This window comes from Kitasatospora phosalacinea (assembly GCF_000716545.1).
Taxonomy (GTDB): Bacteria; Actinomycetota; Actinomycetes; order Streptomycetales; family Streptomycetaceae; genus Kitasatospora; species Kitasatospora phosalacinea.
In genome coordinates, this window is the sequence record NZ_JNWZ01000009.1 from 85,903 (window position 1) to 106,435 (window position 20,533).

19 protein-coding genes are annotated in these 20,533 nt (G+C 74.5%); 7 read left to right on the plus strand and 12 right to left on the minus strand.

Annotation, left to right across the window (positions count from 1 at the left end; genetic code table 11):
- Nucleotides 1–82: 82 nt before the first annotated feature.
- Nucleotides 83–1,360, plus strand: a complete 1,278-nt coding sequence (locus tag OO48_RS06585) for a thymidine phosphorylase (protein WP_033213405.1) — start codon at nt 83–85, stop codon at nt 1,358–1,360.
- A 312-nt stretch (nt 1,361–1,672) separates the two neighbouring features.
- Here OO48_RS06585 and OO48_RS06595 read toward each other — a convergent pair whose 3' ends face one another.
- Nucleotides 1,673–2,947: an MFS transporter gene (locus tag OO48_RS06595; protein WP_033213407.1), complete on the minus strand. Its 1,275-nt coding sequence runs from the start codon at nt 2,945–2,947 to the stop codon at nt 1,673–1,675.
- Nucleotides 2,948–3,011: 64 nt separating this feature from the next.
- On the opposite strand from OO48_RS06595, the gene OO48_RS06600 reads away from it, so the two are divergent.
- The 3 genes from OO48_RS06600 (at nt 3,012) to OO48_RS06610 (ending at nt 5,877) form a co-directional block, all read left to right on the plus strand.
- A complete protein-coding gene (locus OO48_RS06600) occupies nt 3,012–3,971 on the plus strand; it encodes a LysR family transcriptional regulator (protein WP_033213408.1) in 960 nt (319 codons plus the stop codon).
- Nucleotides 3,972–4,070: 99 nt separating this feature from the next.
- Nucleotides 4,071–5,219 (plus strand): adenosine deaminase, encoded by a 1,149-nt coding sequence (locus OO48_RS06605; protein ID WP_033213409.1) that lies wholly within the window; start codon nt 4,071–4,073, stop codon nt 5,217–5,219.
- Between the two features lie 187 nt (nt 5,220–5,406).
- Nucleotides 5,407–5,877: a hypothetical protein gene (locus tag OO48_RS06610; protein ID WP_033213410.1), complete on the plus strand. Its 471-nt coding sequence runs from the start codon at nt 5,407–5,409 to the stop codon at nt 5,875–5,877.
- 153 nt (nt 5,878–6,030) lie between these two features.
- On the opposite strand, the gene OO48_RS06615 is transcribed toward OO48_RS06610, so the two are convergent.
- A complete protein-coding gene (locus OO48_RS06615; protein WP_033213411.1) occupies nt 6,031–6,213 on the minus strand; it encodes a PspC domain-containing protein in 183 nt (60 codons plus the stop codon).
- A 557-nt stretch (nt 6,214–6,770) separates the two neighbouring features.
- Here OO48_RS06615 and OO48_RS06620 point away from each other — a divergent pair.
- A complete protein-coding gene (locus OO48_RS06620) occupies nt 6,771–7,556 on the plus strand; it encodes a hypothetical protein (RefSeq protein ID WP_033213412.1) in 786 nt (261 codons plus the stop codon).
- Between the two features lie 13 nt (nt 7,557–7,569).
- Here the strand turns inward: OO48_RS06620 and OO48_RS06625 are convergent, their stop codons facing one another.
- From OO48_RS06625 to OO48_RS06640, 4 genes are all read right to left on the minus strand, one after another.
- A complete protein-coding gene (locus OO48_RS06625; RefSeq protein ID WP_051731809.1) occupies nt 7,570–8,235 on the minus strand; it encodes a VanZ family protein in 666 nt (221 codons plus the stop codon).
- An 88-nt stretch (nt 8,236–8,323) separates the two neighbouring features.
- Nucleotides 8,324–8,635 (minus strand): hypothetical protein, encoded by a 312-nt coding sequence (locus OO48_RS37230; protein ID WP_033213413.1) that lies wholly within the window; start codon nt 8,633–8,635, stop codon nt 8,324–8,326.
- The gene (locus OO48_RS06635) at nt 8,632–10,143 is read right to left on the minus strand and encodes a sensor histidine kinase (RefSeq protein ID WP_033213414.1); all 1,512 of its coding nucleotides are present in this window, start codon (nt 10,141–10,143) and stop codon (nt 8,632–8,634) included. Before OO48_RS06635 ends, OO48_RS37230 begins: the two co-directional genes overlap by 4 nt.
- A 29-nt stretch (nt 10,144–10,172) precedes the next feature.
- Nucleotides 10,173–10,859 (minus strand): response regulator transcription factor, encoded by a 687-nt coding sequence (locus tag OO48_RS06640; protein ID WP_030905207.1) that lies wholly within the window; start codon nt 10,857–10,859, stop codon nt 10,173–10,175.
- A gap of 263 nt (nt 10,860–11,122) precedes the next feature.
- Between OO48_RS06640 and OO48_RS06645 the strand changes: the two genes are divergently transcribed.
- Complete coding sequence (locus OO48_RS06645) at nt 11,123–11,956, plus strand: SigE family RNA polymerase sigma factor (protein WP_033213415.1); 834 nt, start codon at nt 11,123–11,125, stop codon at nt 11,954–11,956.
- Nucleotides 11,957–12,270: 314 nt separating this feature from the next.
- Here the strand turns inward: OO48_RS06645 and OO48_RS06650 are convergent, their stop codons facing one another.
- The 4 genes from OO48_RS06650 to deoC form a co-directional block, all read right to left on the minus strand.
- Complete coding sequence (locus OO48_RS06650) at nt 12,271–12,906, minus strand: ATP-binding protein (RefSeq protein WP_033213416.1); 636 nt, start codon at nt 12,904–12,906, stop codon at nt 12,271–12,273.
- A 184-nt stretch (nt 12,907–13,090) separates the two neighbouring features.
- Complete coding sequence (locus OO48_RS06655) at nt 13,091–13,993, minus strand: aldehyde dehydrogenase family protein (protein ID WP_033213417.1); 903 nt, start codon at nt 13,991–13,993, stop codon at nt 13,091–13,093.
- Nucleotides 13,986–15,485, minus strand: coding sequence for an aldehyde dehydrogenase family protein (locus OO48_RS06660; protein WP_051731810.1), 1,500 nt, complete (start codon nt 15,483–15,485; stop codon nt 13,986–13,988). The genes OO48_RS06655 and OO48_RS06660 overlap by 8 nt, the downstream gene beginning before the upstream one ends.
- A 5-nt stretch (nt 15,486–15,490) precedes the next feature.
- Nucleotides 15,491–16,477: a deoxyribose-phosphate aldolase gene (gene deoC, locus OO48_RS06665; protein WP_081951952.1), complete on the minus strand. Its 987-nt coding sequence runs from the start codon at nt 16,475–16,477 to the stop codon at nt 15,491–15,493.
- A 206-nt stretch (nt 16,478–16,683) separates the two neighbouring features.
- Here deoC and OO48_RS06670 point away from each other — a divergent pair, with 206 nt between their 5' ends.
- Nucleotides 16,684–17,274 (plus strand): TetR/AcrR family transcriptional regulator, encoded by a 591-nt coding sequence (locus OO48_RS06670; RefSeq protein ID WP_033213419.1) that lies wholly within the window; start codon nt 16,684–16,686, stop codon nt 17,272–17,274.
- Nucleotides 17,275–17,284: 10 nt separating this feature from the next.
- Here the strand turns inward: OO48_RS06670 and metG are convergent, their stop codons facing one another.
- Both metG and OO48_RS06680 read right to left on the minus strand, forming a co-directional pair.
- Nucleotides 17,285–19,000 (minus strand): methionine--tRNA ligase, encoded by a 1,716-nt coding sequence (metG, locus tag OO48_RS06675; protein ID WP_033213420.1) that lies wholly within the window; start codon nt 18,998–19,000, stop codon nt 17,285–17,287.
- Nucleotides 19,001–19,203: 203 nt separating this feature from the next.
- Nucleotides 19,204–20,379 carry a hypothetical protein gene (locus OO48_RS06680; protein ID WP_245194533.1) on the minus strand — a complete coding sequence of 392 codons (1,176 nt, stop codon included), beginning with the start codon at nt 20,377–20,379 and terminating at the stop codon, nt 19,204–19,206.
- Between the last annotated feature and the right edge of the window lie 154 nt (nt 20,380–20,533).

The window sequence follows — 20,533 nt, forward strand, 5'->3', positions numbered from 1 at the left end:
CTTTCTTTTGTTACGCGCGTAGAGTGTCGCGGGAGGACATCCCGCGACACTCTTCGCATTTCACCTCTTCTGGAGCACGTGTATGGACGCCATCTCCGTCATCCGGGCCAAGCGCGACCGGGGCGAACTGACCGACCCCCAGATCGACTGGGTCATCGACGCCTACACCCGCGGCGAGGTCGCCGACGAGCAGATGTCCGCCCTCGCGATGGCCATCCTGCTCAACGGCATGACGGCCCGGGAGATCAGCCGGTGGACCGACGCGATGATCCGGTCCGGCGAGCGGATGGACTTCTCCCCGCTCGGCGTCCCCACCGCCGACAAGCACTCCACCGGTGGCGTCGGCGACAAGATCACCCTCCCGCTCGCCCCGCTGGTCGCCGCCTGCGGCGCCGCCGTCCCGCAGCTCTCCGGCCGCGGCCTCGGCCACACCGGCGGCACCCTCGACAAGCTGGAGTCGATCCCCGGCTGGCGGGCCCTGCTCTCCAACGAGGAGATGCTCGCCGTCCTGCGCTCCGCCGGCGCCGTCATCTGCGCCGCCGGCGACGGGCTCGCCCCCGCCGACAAGAAGCTCTACGCCCTGCGCGACGTCACCGGCACCGTCGAGGCGATCCCGCTGATCGCCTCCTCGATCATGTCCAAGAAGATCGCCGAGGGCACCGGCGCCCTCGTCCTGGACGTCAAGGTCGGCTCCGGCGCGTTCATGAAGAACCTCGACGACGCCCGCGAACTCGCCCGCACCATGGTCGGGCTGGGCCGCTCGGCGGGCGTCGCCACGGTCGCCCTGCTCACCGACATGTCCACCCCGCTCGGCCTCACCGCCGGCAACGCGCTCGAAGTCCGCGAGTCGGTCGAGGTGCTGGCCGGCGGCGGCCCCGCCGACGTCGTCGAGCTCACCCTCGCCCTCGCCCGCGAGATGCTCGCCGCCGCGGGCGTCCACGGCAAGGACCCGGCCGACGCCCTGCGCGACGGCTCCGCCATGGACCACTGGCGCCGCATGATCACCGCCCAGGGCGGCGACCCCGACGCCCCCCTGCCCGTCGCCCGCGAACAGCACGTCGTCCCCGCCCCCGCCACCGGCGTCCTCACCGCCCTCGACGCCTACGCCGTCGGCGTCACCGCCTGGCGCCTCGGCGCCGGCCGCGCCCGCAAGGAGGACCCCGTCCAGGCCGGTGCCGGCGTCGAGCTCCACGCCAAGCCCGGCGACACCGTCACCGCCGGCCAGCCCCTGCTCACCCTGCACACCGACACCCCCGAGCGCCTCCCCTACGCCCTGGAGGCCCTGGAGGGCGCCGTCACCGTCGCCCCGGCCGGCACGGCGTTCACCCCGGCGCCGATCGTCCTGGACCGGATCGGCTAGCGGTGCGCCGGCGTCCTGCCGACCGCCGCGGGCGCGCAGGACGCCGGTGCCGAGCTTCCAGGGGCCGACGGTGATCGCGCCGCCGAAGGCGCAGCTCCCGCGGTCGGCGCGGGCCGGTGCGGAGCGGACGATGCCGGTGCCCAGGCGGGGGTCGACCAGCAGGTGGAGCGGGACGCCCGTGGCGGCGCAGGAGGCCCGGGGACGGGTTCTCCAGGGGTGGGTCCGGGATCCCCCGTCCGGGGGTGGCGAGCCGGGCGGCCAGTTGACGGCGGACCAGGTCGGCCGGCGCCCGCGGCACCGGGTGGTCGTCGGTCATGCCCGGACGGCAGCGGCCTGCTCGCGGCGGGCCGTGACGGCGCGGCGGGTGGCGTAGAGGGTGACGCCGGCCGCGCAGGCCATGGCGGTGAGGGCGACGGCGGCGGTGCCCGGCCAGCCGGTGGAGTGGTAGGCGTCGGCGCCCAGGGTGCCGCCGAGGCTGTTGCCCAGGTAGTAGGCGATCAGGTAGAGGGCGGACGCCTGGGCGCGGCCGGTGGTGGCGGTGCGGCCGACGGCGGAGGAGGCGGTGGCGTGGCCGGCGAAGAAGCCGGCGGTGATCAGGACCAGGCCGAGGACGGCGCAGGCCAGGGAGCCCGCGAGGGAGAGCAGCAGGCCCGCCGTGGTGGTGGCGATCGCCAGGTAGAGGGTGCCGCGGCGGCCGCAGCGGGCGGTCAGCCGGCCCGCCGAGGCGGAGGACGCGGTGCCGACCAGGTAGACCACGAAGATCGACGCGGCCACCGACTGCGGCAGGTGGAAGGGCGCGGCCGTCAGCCGGTAGCCGACCGTGTTGTAGACCGCGCCGAACACGGCCATGAACAGCATCCCCAGCGCGTACAGCCGCAGCAGCAGCGGGTCGCGCAGGTGCCCGGTGACGGTCGCGGCCAGCGCCCGGGCGTCCACCGGCGCGCGGCGGAAGTGCCGGGCGCGCGGCACCAGCGCGCGGAAGGCCAGCGCGGCCAGCAGCGCCAGCGCGGCGGACACCGCGAGGCCCCAGCGCCAGCCCCACGCGGCGCCGGCCCAGCCCGAGACCAGCCGGCCGCCCATCCCGCCGATCGAGTTGCCCGCCACGTACAGCCCCATCGCGGAGGCCAGCGCCGTCGGGTGCACCTCCTCGGCCAGGTAGGCCATCGCGGTGGCGGGCAGTCCCGCGAGCGCCGCGCCCTGGACGGCGCGCAGCACCACCAGCGTGGTGAGGTCCGGGGCGAACGGCAGGGCCGCGGCGAGCAGCGCGGCGGCCAGCGTGGAGGCCGTCATCACCGCGGTGCGCCCGTAGCGGTCGGACAGGGCGCTGGCCGGGAGCAGGGCCAGCGCGAGCCCGAGGGTGGAGGCGGAGGCCGTCCAGCTGGCCTGACCCGGCGTCAGCCCGAGGTCGGCGGAGAGCAGCGGCAGCAGGCCCTGGGTCGAGTACAGCAGGACGAAGGTGGCCACGCCCGCCGCGAACAGGGCGAGGTTGGCGCGGCGGAAGTCCCGGCTGCCCGGGCGCAGGCGCAGGTCGGTGGCGGCGGGGTGGGCGGTGGCGGGCGCGGACGCCTCGGTACTGGCGGGCTGCATGACCTCGACGCTAGGACCGGGCCGCCTGATGCGTCCAATGCATCAATGGTGGATCATTCATGCCGTGGCACATGAGAGCAGCTCCGCCCCCGTCCGCCCCGCCGAACTCGGCCCCGACGCCGATGTGATGCTGCTCGCACCGCAGTTGGCGGAGTTCGCGGCCGTCGCCCGGCTGGAGCACGTCACCCGGGCCGCGCACCTGCTCGGCATGCCGCAGCCCACCCTGTCGCGTGCCGTCGCCCGGCTCGAAGCCGAACTCGGCGTCGACCTGCTCGCCCGCCAGGGCCGCGCCGTCCGGCTCACCCGCGCCGGACGCGTCCTGCTGGACGCCGTCGAACGCGCCCTCGCCGAGGTCGAGCGCGGCGTCGAGGCGGCCCGCGCGGAAGCCGACCCCGCGGCCGGCCGCGTCGCCTTCGGCTTCCTGCACACCATGGGGCCGGACGCCGTCCCCGCCCTGCTGCGCGGCTTCCGCGCCGGGCACCCGCGGGTGCGCTTCCAGCTCGTGCAGGACTACGGCGCCGCGATGCTGGAACGCCTGCGGGCGGGCGAGCTGGACCTCTGCCTGGTCTCCCCGCTCCCGGACGCGCCCGACCTGACCGCCCGCCCGCTGGACGAGCAGCGGCTCTTCCTCACCGTCCCCGCCGACCACCGCCTCGCCGCGCGCCGCCGCGTCCGGCTCGCCGAGGTCGCGGACGAGCCCTGGGTGACGGTCGAGGAGGGGTACGGGCTGCGCCACATCATGGCGGGCTTCTGCGCGGAGGCCGGGTTCACCCCCCGGATCGCCTTCGAGGGCGAGGAGGTCGAGACGCTGCGCGGCCTGGTCGCCGCCGGCCTCGGCGTCTCCCTCCTCCCGCCCGCGCTCGTCCCCCGCCCGGGCGTGGTCGAACTGGAGGTCACCGCCCCGCGCACCCGCCGCGCGATCGGCCTGGCCTGGCCCGCCGCCCGCCCGCTCACGCCGCCGGCGGCGGCCTTCCGCGACTTCGTGCTCTCGCGGCGGGGGAGCATCGTGTCCCACGACCAGTGAGGGCGAGACCGGCGGTCCGGGGCGCACGGCGTGCCCCCGGCGGTGTGCCGTTCGGCGTGGTGGTAGGCAATCTACGCGCGTAGGGTCTATGCTCCGGCAATGGAGAAGCAGATCACCGCATTCGCGGGCACCACGGCCCCGCGCGTTCCCACGTCGGAGCAGATCGTCCGGGCGCCGAAGGTGTTGCTGCACGACCACCTGGACGGTGGGTTGCGGCCGGAGACGATCGTGGAACTGGCCGCCGACTGCGGCTACGAGGGGCTGCCGACCACGGACCCGAAGGAGCTCGGGACGTGGTTCCGGGAGGCGGCGGACTCCGGGTCGCTGGAGCGGTACCTGGAGACCTTCGCGCACACCTGCGCGGTGATGCAGACCCGGGCGGCGCTGGTGCGGGTCGCGGCGGACTGCGCCGAGGACCTGGCCGCCGACGGGGTGGTGTACGCCGAGGTGCGGTACGCGCCGGAGCAGCACCTGGAGGGCGGGCTGAGCCTGGACGAGGTGGTGGAGGCCGTCAACGAGGGCTTCCGGACCGGCGAGGAGAACGCCCGGGCGCGCGGGCACCGGATCCGGGTCGGGACGCTGCTGACCGCGATGCGGCACGCCGCCCGCTCGCAGGAGATCGCCGAGCTGGCCAACCGCCACCGGGACCGGGGCGTGGTCGGGTTCGACATCGCGGGCGCCGAGGCGGGCCACCCGCCGACCCGGCACCAGGCGGCGTTCGACTACCTCAAGGGCGAGAACAACCACTTCACCATCCACGCGGGCGAGGCGTTCGGCCTGCCGTCGATCTGGGAGGCGCTGCAGTGCTGCGGCGCGGACCGGCTCGGCCACGGCGTGCGGATCGTGGACGACATCACGGTCGGCGAGGACGGCCGGGTGGAGCTGGGCCGGCTGGCCGCGTACGTGCGGGACAAGCGGATCCCGCTGGAGATGTGCCCGACCTCCAACCTGCAGACCGGCGCGGCGGCCTCGTACGCGGAGCACCCGATCGGGCTGCTGGCCCGGCTGAAGTTCCGGGTCACCGTCAACACCGACAACCGGCTGATGAGCGGCACCTCGATGAGCCGCGAGTTCGCGCACCTGGTGGACGCCTTCGGGTACACCCTGGCGGACCTGGAGTGGTTCACCGTCAACGCGATGAAGTCGGCGTTCCTGCCGTTCGACGAGCGGCTGGCGATGATCAGCGACGTGATCAAGCCCGGGTACGCCGAGCTGAAGGCGGAGTGGCTGTTCGGTTCGCGGGGCTGAGGGCGGCGGCCGCTCCGGCGTCCATGGAGATGGTCGGACTTATCACTCTCCGGAGTGGTCGGGCTTTGAACTGTGCATGGTCCGCTCACTACGGTGGGCCGGTCACTGCTGACTCGGTGTGACGGCGACGTCCCCAACCCCGGGCGTCCGCCGGTGCACCGGCCCGACCAGGACTGAGGACGCACACATGAAGCAGGCCACTCTCAAGGCCGCCGGCACCGCCGCGCTCGGCGTCGCCTTCGCCGCTGTCGCCGCGGGCTCCGCCTCCGCCGCGCCGGTCGCCCCCGGCGGCCTCGGACTGCCGACCAGCGCGCTCACCAACCCCGGCGTGACCGGTGCGGCCACCGGCGCGGTGAACAAGCTCCCCGGCGGGGAGCAGCTCGGCACGGTGACCGGCACCCTCAACCCGGCCGCCGGCGCCCCGGCCGCCGCCCCCGCCGAGGAGCAGGCCCCGCCGGTCGCCGAGCAGACCGGCCCGGGCGGTGCGGACCGGCAGCAGGCCCCGGCGGCCAACCGGGTCGGCGGCCTGGACTCCGTCCCCGGCGGCCAGGGCCTGGCCAAGACCCCGGTCGGCGGCGTGGTCGGCACCCTGACCAGCCTGTCCCCGACCGGTGGCGGCGCCCCCGGCCTGCCCGGCCTGCCGGGCCTGGGCGGCTGACGCCGCGACAGCACGGGCCGGAGGGGCCGCTCCCGTCGTGGGAGCGGCCCCTCCGGCGTGTCCGGGGCGCGGGCCGCGAGCCCGCGGAGCGGCGGCGTTCGGCGTTCGGCGGCGCGGACGTCCGCGGCTCCGGCGCCCGTGGCGGCGGGCCGCTCACGGCTCCTGGGGGAGCAGCAGCCACAGCGCCAGGTAGATCAGGAACTGCGGGCCGGGCAGCAGGCAGGACACCACGAAGATGGCCCGCACCGTCAACGGGGTGAGCCCGAAGCGCTGGGCGAGACCGGCGCAGACGCCGGCGATGACGCGGTTGTGACGAGGACGGGCGAGACTGCTCATCGTCTCCTCCGGGGAGTGGACCCGGTGCGGTCCCTCCGACCGGGTGATGACTCCATCCTCCCGCCGCGACCTGCGGCTTCGCGTCCGCCGTGAAGCCGATCCGGACCCCGGTCCGGTACCCGGGCGGGAGGAGGCCGGACTCAGGGTCCGCTCCGGGGCCACCCCGAGTTTGTGCCGCGGCCGCCGGGGAGCCGGGTGCGGTGCGGACGGCTCCGGGCGCCGGAGGATGCCGGAGGGCGCCGGAGGAGGCGGTGGCCGTCCCCGGCTTCCAGTATCGTCTGACCGTTCGTCAACGTGCGGGCGCCCGGCGGGGGAACGCGCCGGGCGGCGGGCACGGAGCGGACGGACCCGGTGCGCGAGGCGGGGTCGGGGCGTGGGGAGCGCCCGGCCGGGAGCCCGCGGCCGGTTCACCGTGAGTTCCGTACGGGGGGAACGGGGAATGCGCGCGCATCCCCTCCCGGCCGGGGAAATGCCATGCCCGCGGGGCCCCGGCCGGGAGCTCCCCGCCTCCTGATCGCCACAGTGCCGATCGTCGCAGTGAGAGGGAAATGATTCCGATGCGTGCCAACCGGCTGCTCGCCGTCACCGTGCTGTCCGTCCTGGGAATGACCGGCGCGGTGGCCTGCGACCCGGAGGAGGGCGGCGGCGACGACGTCGCGGCCTCCGCCGGGGCCTCCGCGCCCACCGCCGCGAAGTCGCCCGCGGGGGCGCCCAACGGCCTGGAGAAGCTCACGGTGCCCGAGATCCTGACCAAGTCCCGGGAGGTCGGCAGCAAGCTCACCTCGGTCAAGTTCACCGTCGCCTACGAGAGCGACGGCGCGAAGCTCAGCGGCACCGCGTCCTCGGCCGCGAGCGGCGACTGCGCGGGCGAGTTCACCCAGGACGGCAAGGGCAAGATCGAGGTCCGGCGCGTCGGCGGGAAGCTGTTCCTCAAGCCGGACACCGACTTCCTCAACGCGTTCCTGCCCGCGAAGGCGGCGACGCTGAAGGGCAAGTGGCTGACCGACAGCAGCGCCGACGGCGGCCGCTTCGGCCCGATGTGCGACCTGGGCCTGAGCATGCAGAAGGCGATCGGCGTGAAGCAGGACGGCACCCCGGACGAGCGCGGCACCAAGGGCGGCACCAAGGAGCTCGACGGCGTCAAGGTGGTGACGGTCGACCTGGGCGAGAGCGGCGGCACCCCGGAGGTGGCCTCGTTCTCGCTGGAGGGCAAGCCGTACCTGCTGTCGGTCGACGGCGGCGCGGAGGCGTCCTTGAGCTTCGCCGACTTCGACAAGGCGGTGAAGGTGACCGCGCCGCCGGCCGACCAGACCGTCAGCGGCGACGGCCTGCTGGACGGCTGATCCGCGCGGTCGTTCAGCCGCGCGGCGAGGCCGGGGAGCCGAGCACCGACAGCGCGGGGGCCGGGCCGGGACGCGGGCGCGTCCCGGCCCGGCCCTCCGCGCGTTCCGGGAACGGACCGGTGGCCGGTGCTGAGGGCGCTGAGGGCGCTGAGGGGCCGCCGGCGGCCGGGCGGCGGCGCTCCAGGGCGCGCAGCGGCGGGACCAGCAGCAGGTGGGTGGCGGCCGCGCCCAGGGTGCCGAGCAGGACGTCGTCCACGTCCAGCACGTGGCCGGGCGCCCAGCCCTCCAGAATCTCCAGCGCGGTGCCGAGCAGCGCGGCCGCGGCGGTGGTGCGCAGGAAGGACGCCAGCCGGGAGCGGGCCGGGGAGCCGACCGCGAGCGGCAGCAGCACCCCGATCGGGGCCAGCGGCAGCAGCCCGGAGCCGAGTTGGCGGACGGCCGCGAGGCCGCCGAGGGACAGCGCCTGGTGCACCGAGGCGAACGGGCTGAGGTTGGGCGGGCTGGTCCAGGCGGCCGGCACCGGGCGCAGGCTCAGCCAGCCGAGCAGCAGCAGGTACAGGGCCAGCAGCCACCGGGACGCCGGCCGCAGCCGGTACGGCACCGCCGGCCCGTCCGCCGGGGTCGGGCGGGGGCCGGGCAGGTCGGCGGTCGCGTGGTCGCTCGGTGCGGTGGTGGGCACGCTCCGGAAGACGCAGGTTCCGTCCGGGCCGGTTCCCCGGTGTCCCCGTTCGGCGCGGGGCCCCGGCGGGGCCGGCCCGCCCCCCGGGTCAGGGGCAGTGGCTCGGGGACGGGGACGGCGCGGTGAACGGCGACTGCGAGGGCGCCGGGACGGCCGGGGCGGCGGACGCGCCCGGGCGGGCGGTGGCGGAGGGGGGCGCGCCCGGGGCGGGCGAGGGGGAGGCGGTGTCCGGCGCCCGGGGGGCCAGCACCTCGCTGGGGCAGGCGGTGCGGCTGGCCGGGGCGCCGGCGTCCACCGGCACCTCGGTGGGGCGGATGCCGCAGCCGGCCAGCAGGGCCGGGGCGATCAGCCCGCCGACCAGCAGGGCGAGGGCGCGCGGGCGGAGTCGGCGGGCGGTCACCGGGCCTCCTCCGGTTCGGGGGCGGGCGGTTGGGTGAGCGGCAGGGTCAGGGTGAAGACCGCGCCGACGCCGTCCGGGTTGTTGGCGGCGGTGATGTCGCCGCCGTGGATCCGGGCGTTGGCCTCGGCGATGGACAGGCCCAGGCCGCTGCCCTCGGAGCGGGCCCGGCCCTTGTCGGCCTTGTAGAAGCGGTCGAAGACGTGCGGCAGCACGTCCTCGGGGATGCCGGGGCCGCCGTCGGAGACGGAGACCACCACGGTGTGCGCCTCGTCGTCCTGGCGGACCCGCACCTTCACCGGGGAGCCGCCGTGCTTGAGCGCGTTGCCGATCAGGTTGGCGAACACCACGTCCAGGCGGCGCGGGTCGACCACGGCCAGGATGCCGCGCGGGGCGTCCAGTTCGACCGCGTCGTACCAGGCCCGGCCGTCGATGCAGGACATGATCAGGTCGGCCATGTCGACCTCGTCGGCGACCAGCTTGGCGGTGCCCGCGTCGAACCTGGTCACCTCCATCAGGTTCTCCACCAGGTCGGACAGGCGGCGGGTCTCGGAGACCACGATCCGTACGGCCGGCTCGATCATCGGGTCGAGCGCGTCGGCCTCGTCCTCCAGGATGTCGGTGACGGCGGTCATCGCGGTCAGCGGGGTGCGCAGCTCGTGCGACATGTCGGCGACGAACCGGCGGGACTGCGCCTCACGCGCGCTCAGCTCCGCGACCTGCTCCGAGAGGGATTCCGCGGTGCGGTTGAACGTCCTTGCCAGCTCGGCGAGTTCGTCGTTGCCCTCGACGTCGAGCCGGGTGTCCAGCTCGCCCTCGCCGAGCCGCCGGGCGGCGTCCCCGAGCCGGCGCACCGGCCGCAGCACGGTCGCCGAGGCGGCCTGGGCGAGCAGCGCCGAGCCGACCAGGGCGAGCAGCGTGGCGACCGCCAGCGACCAGCCCAGGGTGTTCAGGTCGGCGCGCTCGTTCTGCAGCGACTTGAACACGTACGCGGTCGGCCCGCCCGGCACCACCCTCGTCCCGCCGACCACGTACGGCCCGGCCAGGTTCACCCGCTGCCAGTACAGGTGGTACTCGTACGGGTTGCCGGGGCCGGTCTCGCGCGGCTTGTTCACCGCGGTGACCAGCGCCTGGGGTATCTGGCGGGCGGTGAACGCGATCGGGTCGGAGGACGCGGTGCAACCGGGCACCGAGTCGTCGACCACCACCACGTCGTACGCCAGTCCGGAGCTGGCCACCTGGGAGGCCAGCACCTTCAGGTCCTGGCAGGTCGGCTGCAGCGGCAGCTGCGAGACGTTGCGGGTCAGCGAGTCCCGGAAGTCGTTCAGCGCGGAGTTCTGGGCGCGCTTGAGCACCGCGTCGCGGTTCAGCCAGTAGGCGATGCCGGACGCGGAGACGGCGGTGACCAGCGCGACCGCGGCGAACACCGCGATCAGCCGGACCCGCAGCGAACTGAGCCGGCGCCAGGACGCCGAGCGGACCCGGTGCGGCGCGGTCTGATGGTCGGTCAAGAAGGGCTCACCAGTCGAAGGGGAACGGGTCACACGGGCGGGTCGAGACGGTAGCCGACGCCGCGGACGGTGCGGATCAGCGTCGGCGCGGACGGCACGTCCTCGACCTTCGCCCGCAGCCGCTGCACGCAGGCGTCCACCAGCCGGGAGTCGCCCAGGTAGTCGTGCTCCCACACCAGCCGCAGCAGCTGCTGGCGGGAGAGCGCCTGCCCGGGGCGGCGGCTGAGCTCCAGCAGCAGCCGCAGCTCGGTCGGGGTCAGCTGCAGGTCCTGGCCGTCCTTGGTGACGGTCATCGCCGAGCGGTCGATCACCAGGCCGCCGTACGCCGCCGAGTCCGAGCTCTCCCGTTCGCCGCGCCGCAGCACCGCCCGGATCCGGGCGTCCAGCACCCGCGGCTGCACCGGCTTGACCACGTAGTCGTCGGCGCCGGACTCCAGGCCCACCACCACGTCGATGTCGTCGGAGCGCGCGGTCAGCAGGATGATCGGCAGCTGGTCGGTGCGCCGGATGCGCCGGCACACCTCGAAGCCGTCGATGCCGGGCAGCATCACGTCCAGCACGATCAGGTCCGGGCGCTGCTCCTTGAACAGGCGCAGGCCGTCCTCGCCGGACGCGGCGGCGGCCACCCGGTGACCCTGGCGGGTGAGGGCGAGTTCGAGGCCGGTGCGAATGGCGTCGTCGTCCTCGATCAGAAGCAGGAAAGACACGGGGGTCATTGTGTCCCACCCGGCCACCGGAAGCACCCACCCGGGTGATCCCCGGGGCGCCGGGAACCGGAGGGTGCTGCTCCGGCGTCCGCAACCGGAGAGCACCCGAACGTCCCGGGGCGGCCGGTCCTGTGACAGCTCTGTGACAGTCGGCGGACATCGCCATGACGCGCGGCAGGCAGGATTTTCCCTGTCGCCGCGAGGGGCCCCGGAACACCGACCGGAGCCGCAGCGGCGAGGAACCGCTCGTACCGACACCATGGGGGTGCCCGATGACCGCAACGCTGACGACCCGAAACGCCGGGCCGCGTTCCGCCGTCCTGGGCACCAACCGGGCTCGGCACGAGGAGGAGAACGCCGGCGCCGTGCTCGTACGGGGGTGCGTGCACAACGCCGGAACCCGCCGCCCGGTCGTGGGGACCAGGAGCGGGGACACCACCCACGGTCGGCTGGCCGGCAACACCACGGCCGGGCCGGCCGCGGGCCGGACGCTGCGGCTCGCGCCGCAGACCTTCCGGGGTGAGCAGGCCGGACAGGGAGGCGCGCGGGGGGAGCACCCGGCCGCCGCGACGGACGAGGCGCGCGACATCGCCGAGTTCACCGCGTACGTGCGCGAGCGCCGCGCCTCCCTGTACGCCACCGCCTACCACCTCACCGGCGACCGCCACGAGGCCGAGGACCTGCTGCAGAGCGCCCTCTTCTCGACCTACCGCGCCTGGGGCCGGATCACCGACAAGGCCGCCGTCGGCGGGTACCTCCGCCGCACCATGACCAACCTGCACATCTCCGCCTGGCGCCGCCGCAAGGTCAACGAGTACCCGACCGAGGAGCTCCCCGAGCACGCCGGCGACACCGACGCGATGGGCGGCACCGAGCTGCGCGCCGTGCTCTGGCAGGCGCTCGCCAAGCTGCCCGAGAACCAGCGCACCATGCTCGTGCTGCGCTACTACGAGGGCCGCACCGACCCGGAGATCGCCGACATCCTCGGCATCAGCGTCGGCACCGTGAAGAGCTCCATCTGGCGCGCGCTGCGCCGGATGCGCGAGGACGAGCAGCTCAACCGCTCCGGCGACACCGTGCACGCCTTCGGCGAGCTGGTCGCCTGACGCGCTACCAGGACTCCCGTCGGGGGACGGGCAGTGGGGGGAAGGGCGCGGGACGCGGCGGCCGACTCGGGGGAGACGGCCGCCAGGGGGAAGTCCCGTACCCGGACGGAGAGGGCGGGGCCCCGGTGCGGGGGAGAGGCACCGGGGCCCCGCCCTCGCGCCGTCGCGGCCGGCTCGGCGCGCGTCGGCTCGGCGCGCGTCGGCCCGGTGCGGGTGGGCCCGGTGTGCGTCGGCCCGGTGCGGGTCGGCGGTGTGCGGCAGGTCCTGGTCGCGGTTCGGACCGCGCGGCACGAACGCCCCTCGCCCGACGCCCCTCAGACCAGTTCGGCGGGCAGTTGCCGGGCCACCGCGGCGATCCGCCGGCCCGCCTCCACCCCGGAGCAGGCGTACGAGCCCAGCTCGACCTGCCGGGCGACGATGCCGCGCTCGGCCCGCATCAGCCGCAGGCCCCGGCGGACCAGGTACGGCACCGACTTGCGACCCTCCCGGACGTCCCGCCGGAAGCGCCGCCAGGCCGTCGTGGCCGGCTTGTTGCGCAGGCACAGCGCGTCGCCGAGCAGCCCCTCGGCGCGGCAGCGGTGCACGAGTTCGGCGGCGAATATCCCCTCCGCGACGAAGCCCGCCGCCCCGTCCAGCAGCAGCACCCGGTCGCCCGAGCGCCCGTTGTCCGGGATCGAGTACACCGGGACCTCGGCCCACCCCTCGAACACCAGCGACCGGATCGCCGCCAGCGCCTGCTCCGCGTGCCAGGACAGCGGCGAGTCCCAGTCCGGGCCGCCCCCGTCGGGCAGCTGCGGCAGCGTCGGGTCGTCGCCGTCCTTGTAGAAGTCGTCCAGCTGCAGCACCGGCAGCCCGCTGCGCTCGGCCAGCGAGGACTTCCCCGACCCCGAAGGGCCCGACAGCAGGATGACGCGGGATATCGGGCGGCGGTTCAGCGCGGTGTCACTCACGGGAAACCAGTCTGGGGCATCGGAGGGGCGGCTCGGAACCCGCCGGTCGTCCCCTTCGTGCGGCGTTCGGGCATGGGGACGGGCCCGCACCAGGGGGGGAGAAGTGCGGGCCCGTCACGGCCGCCCGGGCCCCGGGGGGGGTAGGGCACTGAGGACGGCCGGTCTGCGGGGCCTGGCGGGTGGGCTAGATGCCCATCGGGTGCCAGACCGTCTTCGTCTCCAGGAAGGAGAGGAGCCGCCCGGTGCCGGGCGCGGCCGTCCAGTCCTGGGCGGACGGGTCGGCGGCCGGTCGGACCACTCGCTTCAATGTATCGGCCGCGGCGGCCTCCAGGGCGGCCGCCGCGCCGGGGCCTTCGGGGTCGATCGCCCCGGCCAGGTCGAGCGCGTTGACGTCCTGGTGCGAGGCCAGCGTCGGGGCGATGTCCGCGGTGCGGCCGGAGAGCAGGTTGACCACGCCGCCCGGCACGTCGGAGGTGGCCAGCACCTCGCCCAGCGAGAGGGCGGGCAGCGGGGCCCGCTCGGCCGCCGCGACCACCACGGTGTTGCCGGTGGCGATCGCCGGGGCGATCACCGACACCAGGCCCAGCAGCGAGAAGCCGTACCCGGCCTGCGGCGCCAGGACGCCGACCACGCCGGTCGGCTCCGGCGTGGACAGGTTGAAGAACGGCCCCGCCACCGGGTTGGCGCCGCCCGCGACCTGCGCGACCTTGTCCGTCCAGCCCGCGTACCAGACCCAGCGGTCGATCGCCGCGTCCACCAGCGCCGCGGCCTTCTTCGCGCCCACGCCCTCGGAGACCGCGACCTCGGCGGCGAACTGCTCCCGCCGGCCCTGCAGCATCTCGGCCACCCGGTACAGCACCTGGCCGCGGTTGTACGCGGTGGTGCCCGACCAGCCCTTGACCGCCGCGCGGGCCGCCAGCACGGCGTCCCGGGCGTCCTTGCGGGTGCCCAGCGGGGCGTTGGCCAGCCACTGGCCCTGCGTGTCGACCACCTCGTACACCCGCCCGCTCTCGGAGCGCGGGAACTTCCCGCCGACGTACAGCTTGTAGGTCTTGAGGACGTCCAGTCGGACGGTGGGCTCAGACATCGAGGGCCTCGACATTCAGGTAGGGCTCCAGACCGTGGCGACCGCCCTCGCGGCCGTAACCGGACTCCTTGTACCCGCCGAACGGCGAGGTCGGGTCGAACTTGTTGAAGGTGTTCGCCCACACCACGCCCGCCCGGAGCCGGCTCGCCATCCACAGGATGCGCGAGCCCTTCTCCGTCCAGATGCCGGCGGACAGGCCGTACGGGGTGTTGTTGGCCTTCTCCACCGCCTCGGCGGGGGTGCGGAAGGTCAGCACGGACAGCACCGGGCCGAAGACCTCCTCGCGGGCGATCCGGTGCGCCTGCGAGACGCCGGTGAACAGGGTCGGGCGGAACCAGTAGCCCGCGCCCGGCAGTTCGCACTCCGGGGCCCAGCGCTCGGCGCCCTCCCGCTCGCCCGCCGCGGCCAGCTCGGTGATCCGGGCCAGCTGCTCGGCCGAGTTGATCGCGCCGATGTCGGTGTTCTTGTCCAGCGGGTCGCCGACCCGCAGGGTGCCCATCCGGCGCTTGAGCGCGTCCAGCAGTTCGTCCTGCACCGACTCCTGCACCAGCAGGCGGCTGCCCGCGCAGCAGACGTGGCCCTGGTTGAAGAAGATGCCGTCGACGATGCCCTCGACCGCCTGGTCCAGCGGCGCGTCGTCGAACACGATGTTCGCGGCCTTGCCGCCCAGCTCCAGGCTCAGCTTCTTGCGGGTGCCCGCCAGCTGCTTGGCGATCGCCCGGCCGACCGGGGTGGAGCCGGTGAAGGCGACCTTGTTGACGTCCGGGTGCGAGGTCAGCGCGGCGCCGGTGCGGCCGTCGCCGGTGACGATGTTCACCACGCCCTTCGGCAGGCCCGCCTGGCGGCAGATCTCGGCGAAGCGCAGCGCGGTCAGCGGGGTGGTCTCGGCGGGCTTCAGCACCACCGTGTTGCCGGTGGCCAGCGCCGGGGCGATCTTCCAGGCCAGCATCAGCAGCGGGAAGTTCCACGGGATGACCTGCGCGGCCACGCCCAGCGGACGCGGGTTCGGGCCGAACCCGGCGTAGTCGAGCTTGTCGGCCCAGCCCGCGTAGTAGAAGAAGTGCGCGGCGACCAGCGGCAGGTCGACGTCGCGGGTCTCGCGGATCGGCTTGCCGTTGTCGATCGACTCCAGCACGGCCAGCTCGCGGCTGCGCTCCTGGATGATCCGGGCGATCCGGAACAGGTACTTGGCGCGCTCGCTGCCCGGCAGCGCCGACCAGTCGGCGAACGCCTTCCGGGCGGCCCCCACCGCGCGGTCCACGTCCTCCTCGGTGCCCTGCGCGAACTCGGCGAGCACCTGCTCGGTCGCCGGGTTGACGGTCTTCAGCGCCTCCGAGCCGGAGGAGTCGACGAACTCGCCGCCGATGAAGTGGCCGTAGCCGGTCGCGATCTCGCCCGCGGCGGCGGGGGACTCGGGGGCCGGGGCGTACTCGAACAGGCCGGATCGCTCCACGGGCCCGGTCGGGGTCTCGGTCTTCTTGTTCTTCGCCATCGTCCTCAGTCCACCGTCACGTAGTCGGGACCGGAGTACCGGCCGGTGCTCAGCTTCTGGCGCTGCATCAGCAGGTCGTTCAGCAGGCTGGAGGCGCCGAACCGGAACCAGTGCGGGCTGAGCCAGTCGTCGCCCAGCGTCTCGTTCACCATCACCAGGTACTTCATCGCGTCCTTGGTGGTGCGGATGCCGCCGGCCGGCTTCACGCCGATCTGCGTGCCGGTCGCCGCGCGGAAGTCCCGCACCGCCTCCAGCATCAGCAGCGTCACCGGCGGGGTCGCGTTCACGGCGACCTTGCCGGTGGAGGTCTTGATGAAGTCCGCGCCCGCGATCATCGCCAGCCAGGACGCCCGGCGGACGTTGTCGTACGTCTGCAGCTCGCCGGTCTCGAAGATCACCTTGAGGTGGGCCGAGGTGCCGTCGGGGCGCTCGCAGGCCGCCTTGACGGCCTTGATCGTCTCGAACACCTCCAGGTAGCGGCCGGAGAGGAACGCGCCCCGGTCGATCACCATGTCGATCTCGTCCGCGCCCGCGGCGACCGCCTCCGCGGTGTCCGCCAGCTTGACCGGCAGGCCGGCCCGGCCGGAGGGGAAGGCGGTGGCCACCGAGGCGACCTGGACGCCGCTGCCGCGCAGCGCCTCCTTCGCGGTGGCGACCATGTCCGGGTACACGCAGATCGCCGCGACCCGCGGGGTGGAGCGGTCCGACGGGTCCGGGCTCAGGCCCTTCGCGCACAGCGAGCGGACCTTGCCGACCGTGTCCGCGCCCTCCAGCGTGGTCAGGTCGATCATCGAGATGGCGAGGTCGATGGCGAAGGCCTTGGCGGTGGTCTTGATCGACCGCGTACCGAGGGTCGCGGCCCGCGACTCCAGACCGACCTGATCGACCCCGGGCAGGCCGTGCAGGAAACGGCGCAAGGTGGCCTCGGACGCCGCGACGTCCGAGAGGCCGCCGCCCGCGGCGCCGGGGGCGTTGGCTGCAAGAGTGGACATAGTCACCAGAGCAGCATATCTACGCGCGTAGGAAGCCGGTAGGGCGGGGCGGTTTCGAGTCCTGACCGAAATGTGCCCCGCCCCGCCGGGCGGCAGGAAGCCGTACCGGTTCGGCGAGCGGGCCCGCCCGGTACCGCGAACCGCGGGCGGTTTTCGTCGGGGGCGGGCGCGCAGGGCGGGGCGGGCTCGGCGGCGACAATGGGGGGATGGACGGCGGAACGAAGGCGCGGGGGCGGCGGCCCGGGGGCGAGGACACCCGGGGGGCGGTGCTGGCGGCGGCCCGGGCGGAGTTCGCGGCGCGCGGCTACCAGAAGGCCAGCATGCGGGCGATCGCCCGGGGCGCGGGGGTGGACGCGGCGCTGCTGCACCACTACTTCGGCAGCAAGGACCGGCTGTTCATGGCGGCGCTGGAGTTCCCGCTCGACCCGCGGGCGCTGGTGGAGGACGTCTTCGCGGGCGACCGGGCAACGGTCGGCGAGCGGGTCGCCGGCTTCGTGCTGGAGCTGTGGGAGCGGCCCGAGGTGCGCGACCGGCTGCTGGCGCTGGTGCGGACGGCCGCCACCAGCGAGGAGGTCGCGGCGCTGATGCGCGGCTTCATGGTGACCGAGCTGGTCGCCCGGGTGGCAGACCAACTCGACCTCGAACAGCCGGAGTTGCGGGTCGAGCTGGTGATGTCGCAGATCGTCGGCCTGGCGATGGCCCGGTACGTGATCGCGCTCGAACCGCTCGCCTCGGCACCCCCGGAGGTGCTGGCCCCGTTGCTGGGCCGCACCGTCCAGGGGTACCTGACGGGCTGAGCGGCGGGCCCTACGCCCCGGCCTGCCCGCCGCCGAAGCGCTCGGTCCAGGCGGCCAGGTCCTCGTCGGTGATCTTGGCGAACAGCACCGGCGGGACGGTGAAGCCCGTCCCGGCCGGGACGAGCGACAGCTCGCGGGCCTCCTCGGCCGACACCCAGGTGCGGGTGTCGCCGTCCAGCGCGAAGGACCCCCGGATCGCCTTGGCCGCCGCCGGGATGAACGGCTCGGAGACCACCGCGTACAGGTGGATCAGGTTGATCGCGGTGCGCAGGGTGCGCGCGGCCGCCTCCGGGTCGGTCTTGATCGCGGTCCACGGCGCGGTGACGTCCAGGTACGCGTTGCCCGCCGACCAGAGCGCGCGCAGCGCCTGCGCGGCCTTGCGGAAGTTCAGCGCGTCGAGCTGGGCCTCGTACTCGGCCAGCAGGTCGGCGATCTGGGCGCCGAGGGCGAGTTCGGCCTCGCCGTTGGCCGCGCCCGCCGGGACCTCGTCGCCGAAGCGCTTGCGGCTGAAGGAGAGCACCCGGTTGACGAAGTTGCCCAGGGTGTCGGCGAGGTCCTTGTTGACGGTGGCCGCGAACAGGTCCCAGGTGAAGCTGGAGTCGTCCGACTCGGGGGCGTTCGCCATCAGGTAGTAGCGCCAGTAGTCGGCCGGCAGCAGTTCCAGCGCGACGTCGGTGAAGATGCCGAGCTTCTGGCTGGTGGAGAACTTCCCGCCGTAGTACGTCAGCCAGTTGAACGCCTTGACGTAGTCGACCTTCTTCCACGGCTTGCGCGAGCCGAGGATGGTGGCCGGGAACATCACCGTGTGGAACGGGACGTTGTCCTTGGCCATGAACTCGGTGTACCGGACGGTGTCGTCCGCCTCGTACCACCAGGAGCGCCAGTCGCCGCCGGTGGCGTCCGCCCACTCCTTGGTGGCGCCGATGTACTCGATCGGGGCGTCGAACCAGACGTAGAACACCTTGCCCTCGGCGGCCAGTTCGGGCCACACGTCGGCCGGCACCGGGACGCCCCACTCCAGGTCGCGGGTGATCGCGCGGTCCTGCAGGCCCTCGGTCAGCCACTTGCGGGCGATCGAGGAGGCCAGCACCGGCCAGCTGTCGCCGTTGGCGGCGATCCAGGACTCGACCTCGTCGGTCAGCTTCGACTGGAGGAGGAAGAGGTGCTTGGTCTCCCGCACCTCCAGCTCGGAGCTGCCGCTGATCGCCGAGCGCGGCTCCAGCAGGTCCGTCGGGTCCAGCACGCGGGTGCAGTTCTCGCACTGGTCGCCGCGCGCCTTGTCGTAGCCGCAGTGCGGGCAGGTGCCGACGATGTAGCGGTCCGGCAGGAAGCGGCCGTCCGCGATCGAGTAGACCTGGCGGATCGCCCGCTCCTCGATGAAGCCGTTGGCGTGCAGCTCGCGGGCGATCTCCTGGGTGATCTCGCGGTTCTGCGGCGAGGACGAGCGGCCGAAGTAGTCGAAGGACAGCTGGAAGCCGTCGTAGACCGCCTTCTGCTGGTCGTGCGCCCGGGCGCAGAACTCGGCCACCGGCAGCCCCGCCTCCTGGGCGGCCAGCTCGGCGGGCGTGCCGTGCTCGTCGGTCGCGCAGATGTACAGCACCTCGTGGCCGCGCTGGCGCAGGTACCGGGCGTAGACGTCCGCCGGGAGCATCGACCCGACCATGTTGCCCAGGTGCTTGATCCCGTTGATGTAGGGAAGCGCGCTGGTGATCAACTGCCGAGTCATCCTGGGATGCTCCCTGTTCTCCGGCGGGCACGCCGACGCGCCCGCGGGTGGGTTCGAAGGGTCGGTGCGGGGCGTTGCCGCTGCCGCCCGGCCGCCGCCAATCGTACCGAACCGGGCCGTCCCGGCCGCACTGCTTATCGGCGGGCTGTCAAGGGGGCGGCACGGGGGCGGGCACGGGGAGGGGAACCGGGGCGGGGCGCCGCTCAGATCGCGTACCGCCAGGTCGTCAACAGGTAGGCGCCGTACCAGCAACCGAACAGCGCGGCGGCGCCCAGCACCGCGAACCGGGTGCTCCGCCGGGCCCGGGCCAGCGCGAGCGCGGGCGGCAGCAGCACCACCAGCGCCGGGGCCAGCAGGCGCGGCTTGCAGTGGTAGTAGTTGCTCTGCGCCAGCGTCAGGACGACCATCAGCACCCCGTACACCAGCAGCGGCGGCCAGGTCGACCGGCGCACCGCCGCCCCGAGCGCCAGCAGGTGTGCCGGCAGCAGGACGGCGACGCTGACCTGCACCCAGCCGTCACCGGTGCGCAGCGCCGACACCAGGAACTCCCAGCAGGAGAGCCCCCAGTCCCAGTGCGTGCCCCAGCCGGCCCGCTGCACCGCGAACCACGCGTCCGGCGAACCCAGCCGCTCGGCGACCCAGGCCAGGTACAGCGGCGTCCCGGCGCACGCCGACAGGACGGCCGCCAGCGGCCGCAGCGGACGCCCCGGACGGCGGCGCGACTCGCCCAGCGCGGCGACCGCCAGCGCCGCCACCACCGCGACGCCCGCCGGCCGGGTCAGCCCCGCGAGGAACGCGCACGCGCCCGCCGCCGCCCAGTGCCCGCGGCGCGCGGCCAGCAGGGTGCCGGCCGCCAGCGCCAGGAACGCCGACTCGCTGTACGCCATGAAGAACACCAGCGACATCGGCTGCGCCGCCGCCAGCAGCACCAGCGTCACGGTGGCCGCCCGCCGCGAGTACAGCCCGGCGACCAGCCGGTGCACCAGCACCAGCGCGGCGAAGAACGCCAGTTGGGCGGTGAGCACCGCCGCCCCGGACCACCCCAGACCGGTGACCGCGTGCACGGCGCGCACCAGCAGCGGGAACAGCGGGAAGAACGCCAGGTCGTTGCCGGTGAGTTCGCCGTCGGCGCCGTACGTGAAGCCGGTCGGGTAGCCGTCGGAGGCGATCCCCACGAAGTGCCGCCCGTCCCAGGCGGTCAGCCGCTCCAGCAGCGACGTGCCGGGCCGCGACATCGCCGCGAGCAGCGCCAGGTGCGCCACCAGCGCCCCCGCGTGCACGGCCGCCGCCGGGCCCACCGCCGGCCACCACCGCCTCGCCGGCGAGGGCCCGACCGGGAGCACCGGAAGGGGGCGGTCGAGCAGGGCGGTGCGGGGCATCGGGGCTCCTTGGGAGAGGGGACGTGCATCCAGGGGCTCGGGAGGGCCCCTGGGCGCCGGCCTCCGCGGGGGTCAGGAGCTGGCGGGGCTGTAGCTGGTGGTCGGGGCCGGGCTGGTGGAGGCCGGGGTGGGGGCGGGGGTCTCGGAGGGGGTC

Excerpts from the sequence above, each read along its gene's own strand:
- OO48_RS06615 (WP_033213411.1), bottom strand. The coding sequence starts at position 6,213 with ATGAGCAGTCTCGCCCGTCCTCGTCACAACCGCGTCATCGCCGGCGTC.
- OO48_RS06620 (WP_033213412.1), top strand. The coding sequence starts at position 6,771 with ATGCGTGCCAACCGGCTGCTCGCCGTCACCGTGCTGTCCGTCCTGGGA.
- OO48_RS06595 (WP_033213407.1), bottom strand. The coding sequence starts at position 2,947 with ATGCAGCCCGCCAGTACCGAGGCGTCCGCGCCCGCCACCGCCCACCCC.
- OO48_RS06680 (WP_245194533.1), bottom strand. The coding sequence starts at position 20,379 with ATGCCCCGCACCGCCCTGCTCGACCGCCCCCTTCCGGTGCTCCCGGTC.
- OO48_RS06610 (WP_033213410.1), top strand. The coding sequence starts at position 5,407 with ATGAAGCAGGCCACTCTCAAGGCCGCCGGCACCGCCGCGCTCGGCGTC.
- OO48_RS06605 (WP_033213409.1), top strand. The coding sequence starts at position 4,071 with ATGGAGAAGCAGATCACCGCATTCGCGGGCACCACGGCCCCGCGCGTT.
- OO48_RS06655 (WP_033213417.1), bottom strand. The coding sequence starts at position 13,993 with ATGTCTGAGCCCACCGTCCGACTGGACGTCCTCAAGACCTACAAGCTG.
- OO48_RS06645 (WP_033213415.1), top strand. The coding sequence starts at position 11,123 with ATGACCGCAACGCTGACGACCCGAAACGCCGGGCCGCGTTCCGCCGTC.
- OO48_RS06660 (WP_051731810.1), bottom strand. The coding sequence starts at position 15,485 with ATGGCGAAGAACAAGAAGACCGAGACCCCGACCGGGCCCGTGGAGCGA.
- deoC (WP_081951952.1), bottom strand. The coding sequence starts at position 16,477 with ATGTCCACTCTTGCAGCCAACGCCCCCGGCGCCGCGGGCGGCGGCCTC.
- OO48_RS06670 (WP_033213419.1), top strand. The coding sequence starts at position 16,684 with ATGGACGGCGGAACGAAGGCGCGGGGGCGGCGGCCCGGGGGCGAGGAC.
- OO48_RS06640 (WP_030905207.1), bottom strand. The coding sequence starts at position 10,859 with ATGACCCCCGTGTCTTTCCTGCTTCTGATCGAGGACGACGACGCCATT.
- OO48_RS06585 (WP_033213405.1), top strand. The coding sequence starts at position 83 with ATGGACGCCATCTCCGTCATCCGGGCCAAGCGCGACCGGGGCGAACTG.
- metG (WP_033213420.1), bottom strand. The coding sequence starts at position 19,000 with ATGACTCGGCAGTTGATCACCAGCGCGCTTCCCTACATCAACGGGATC.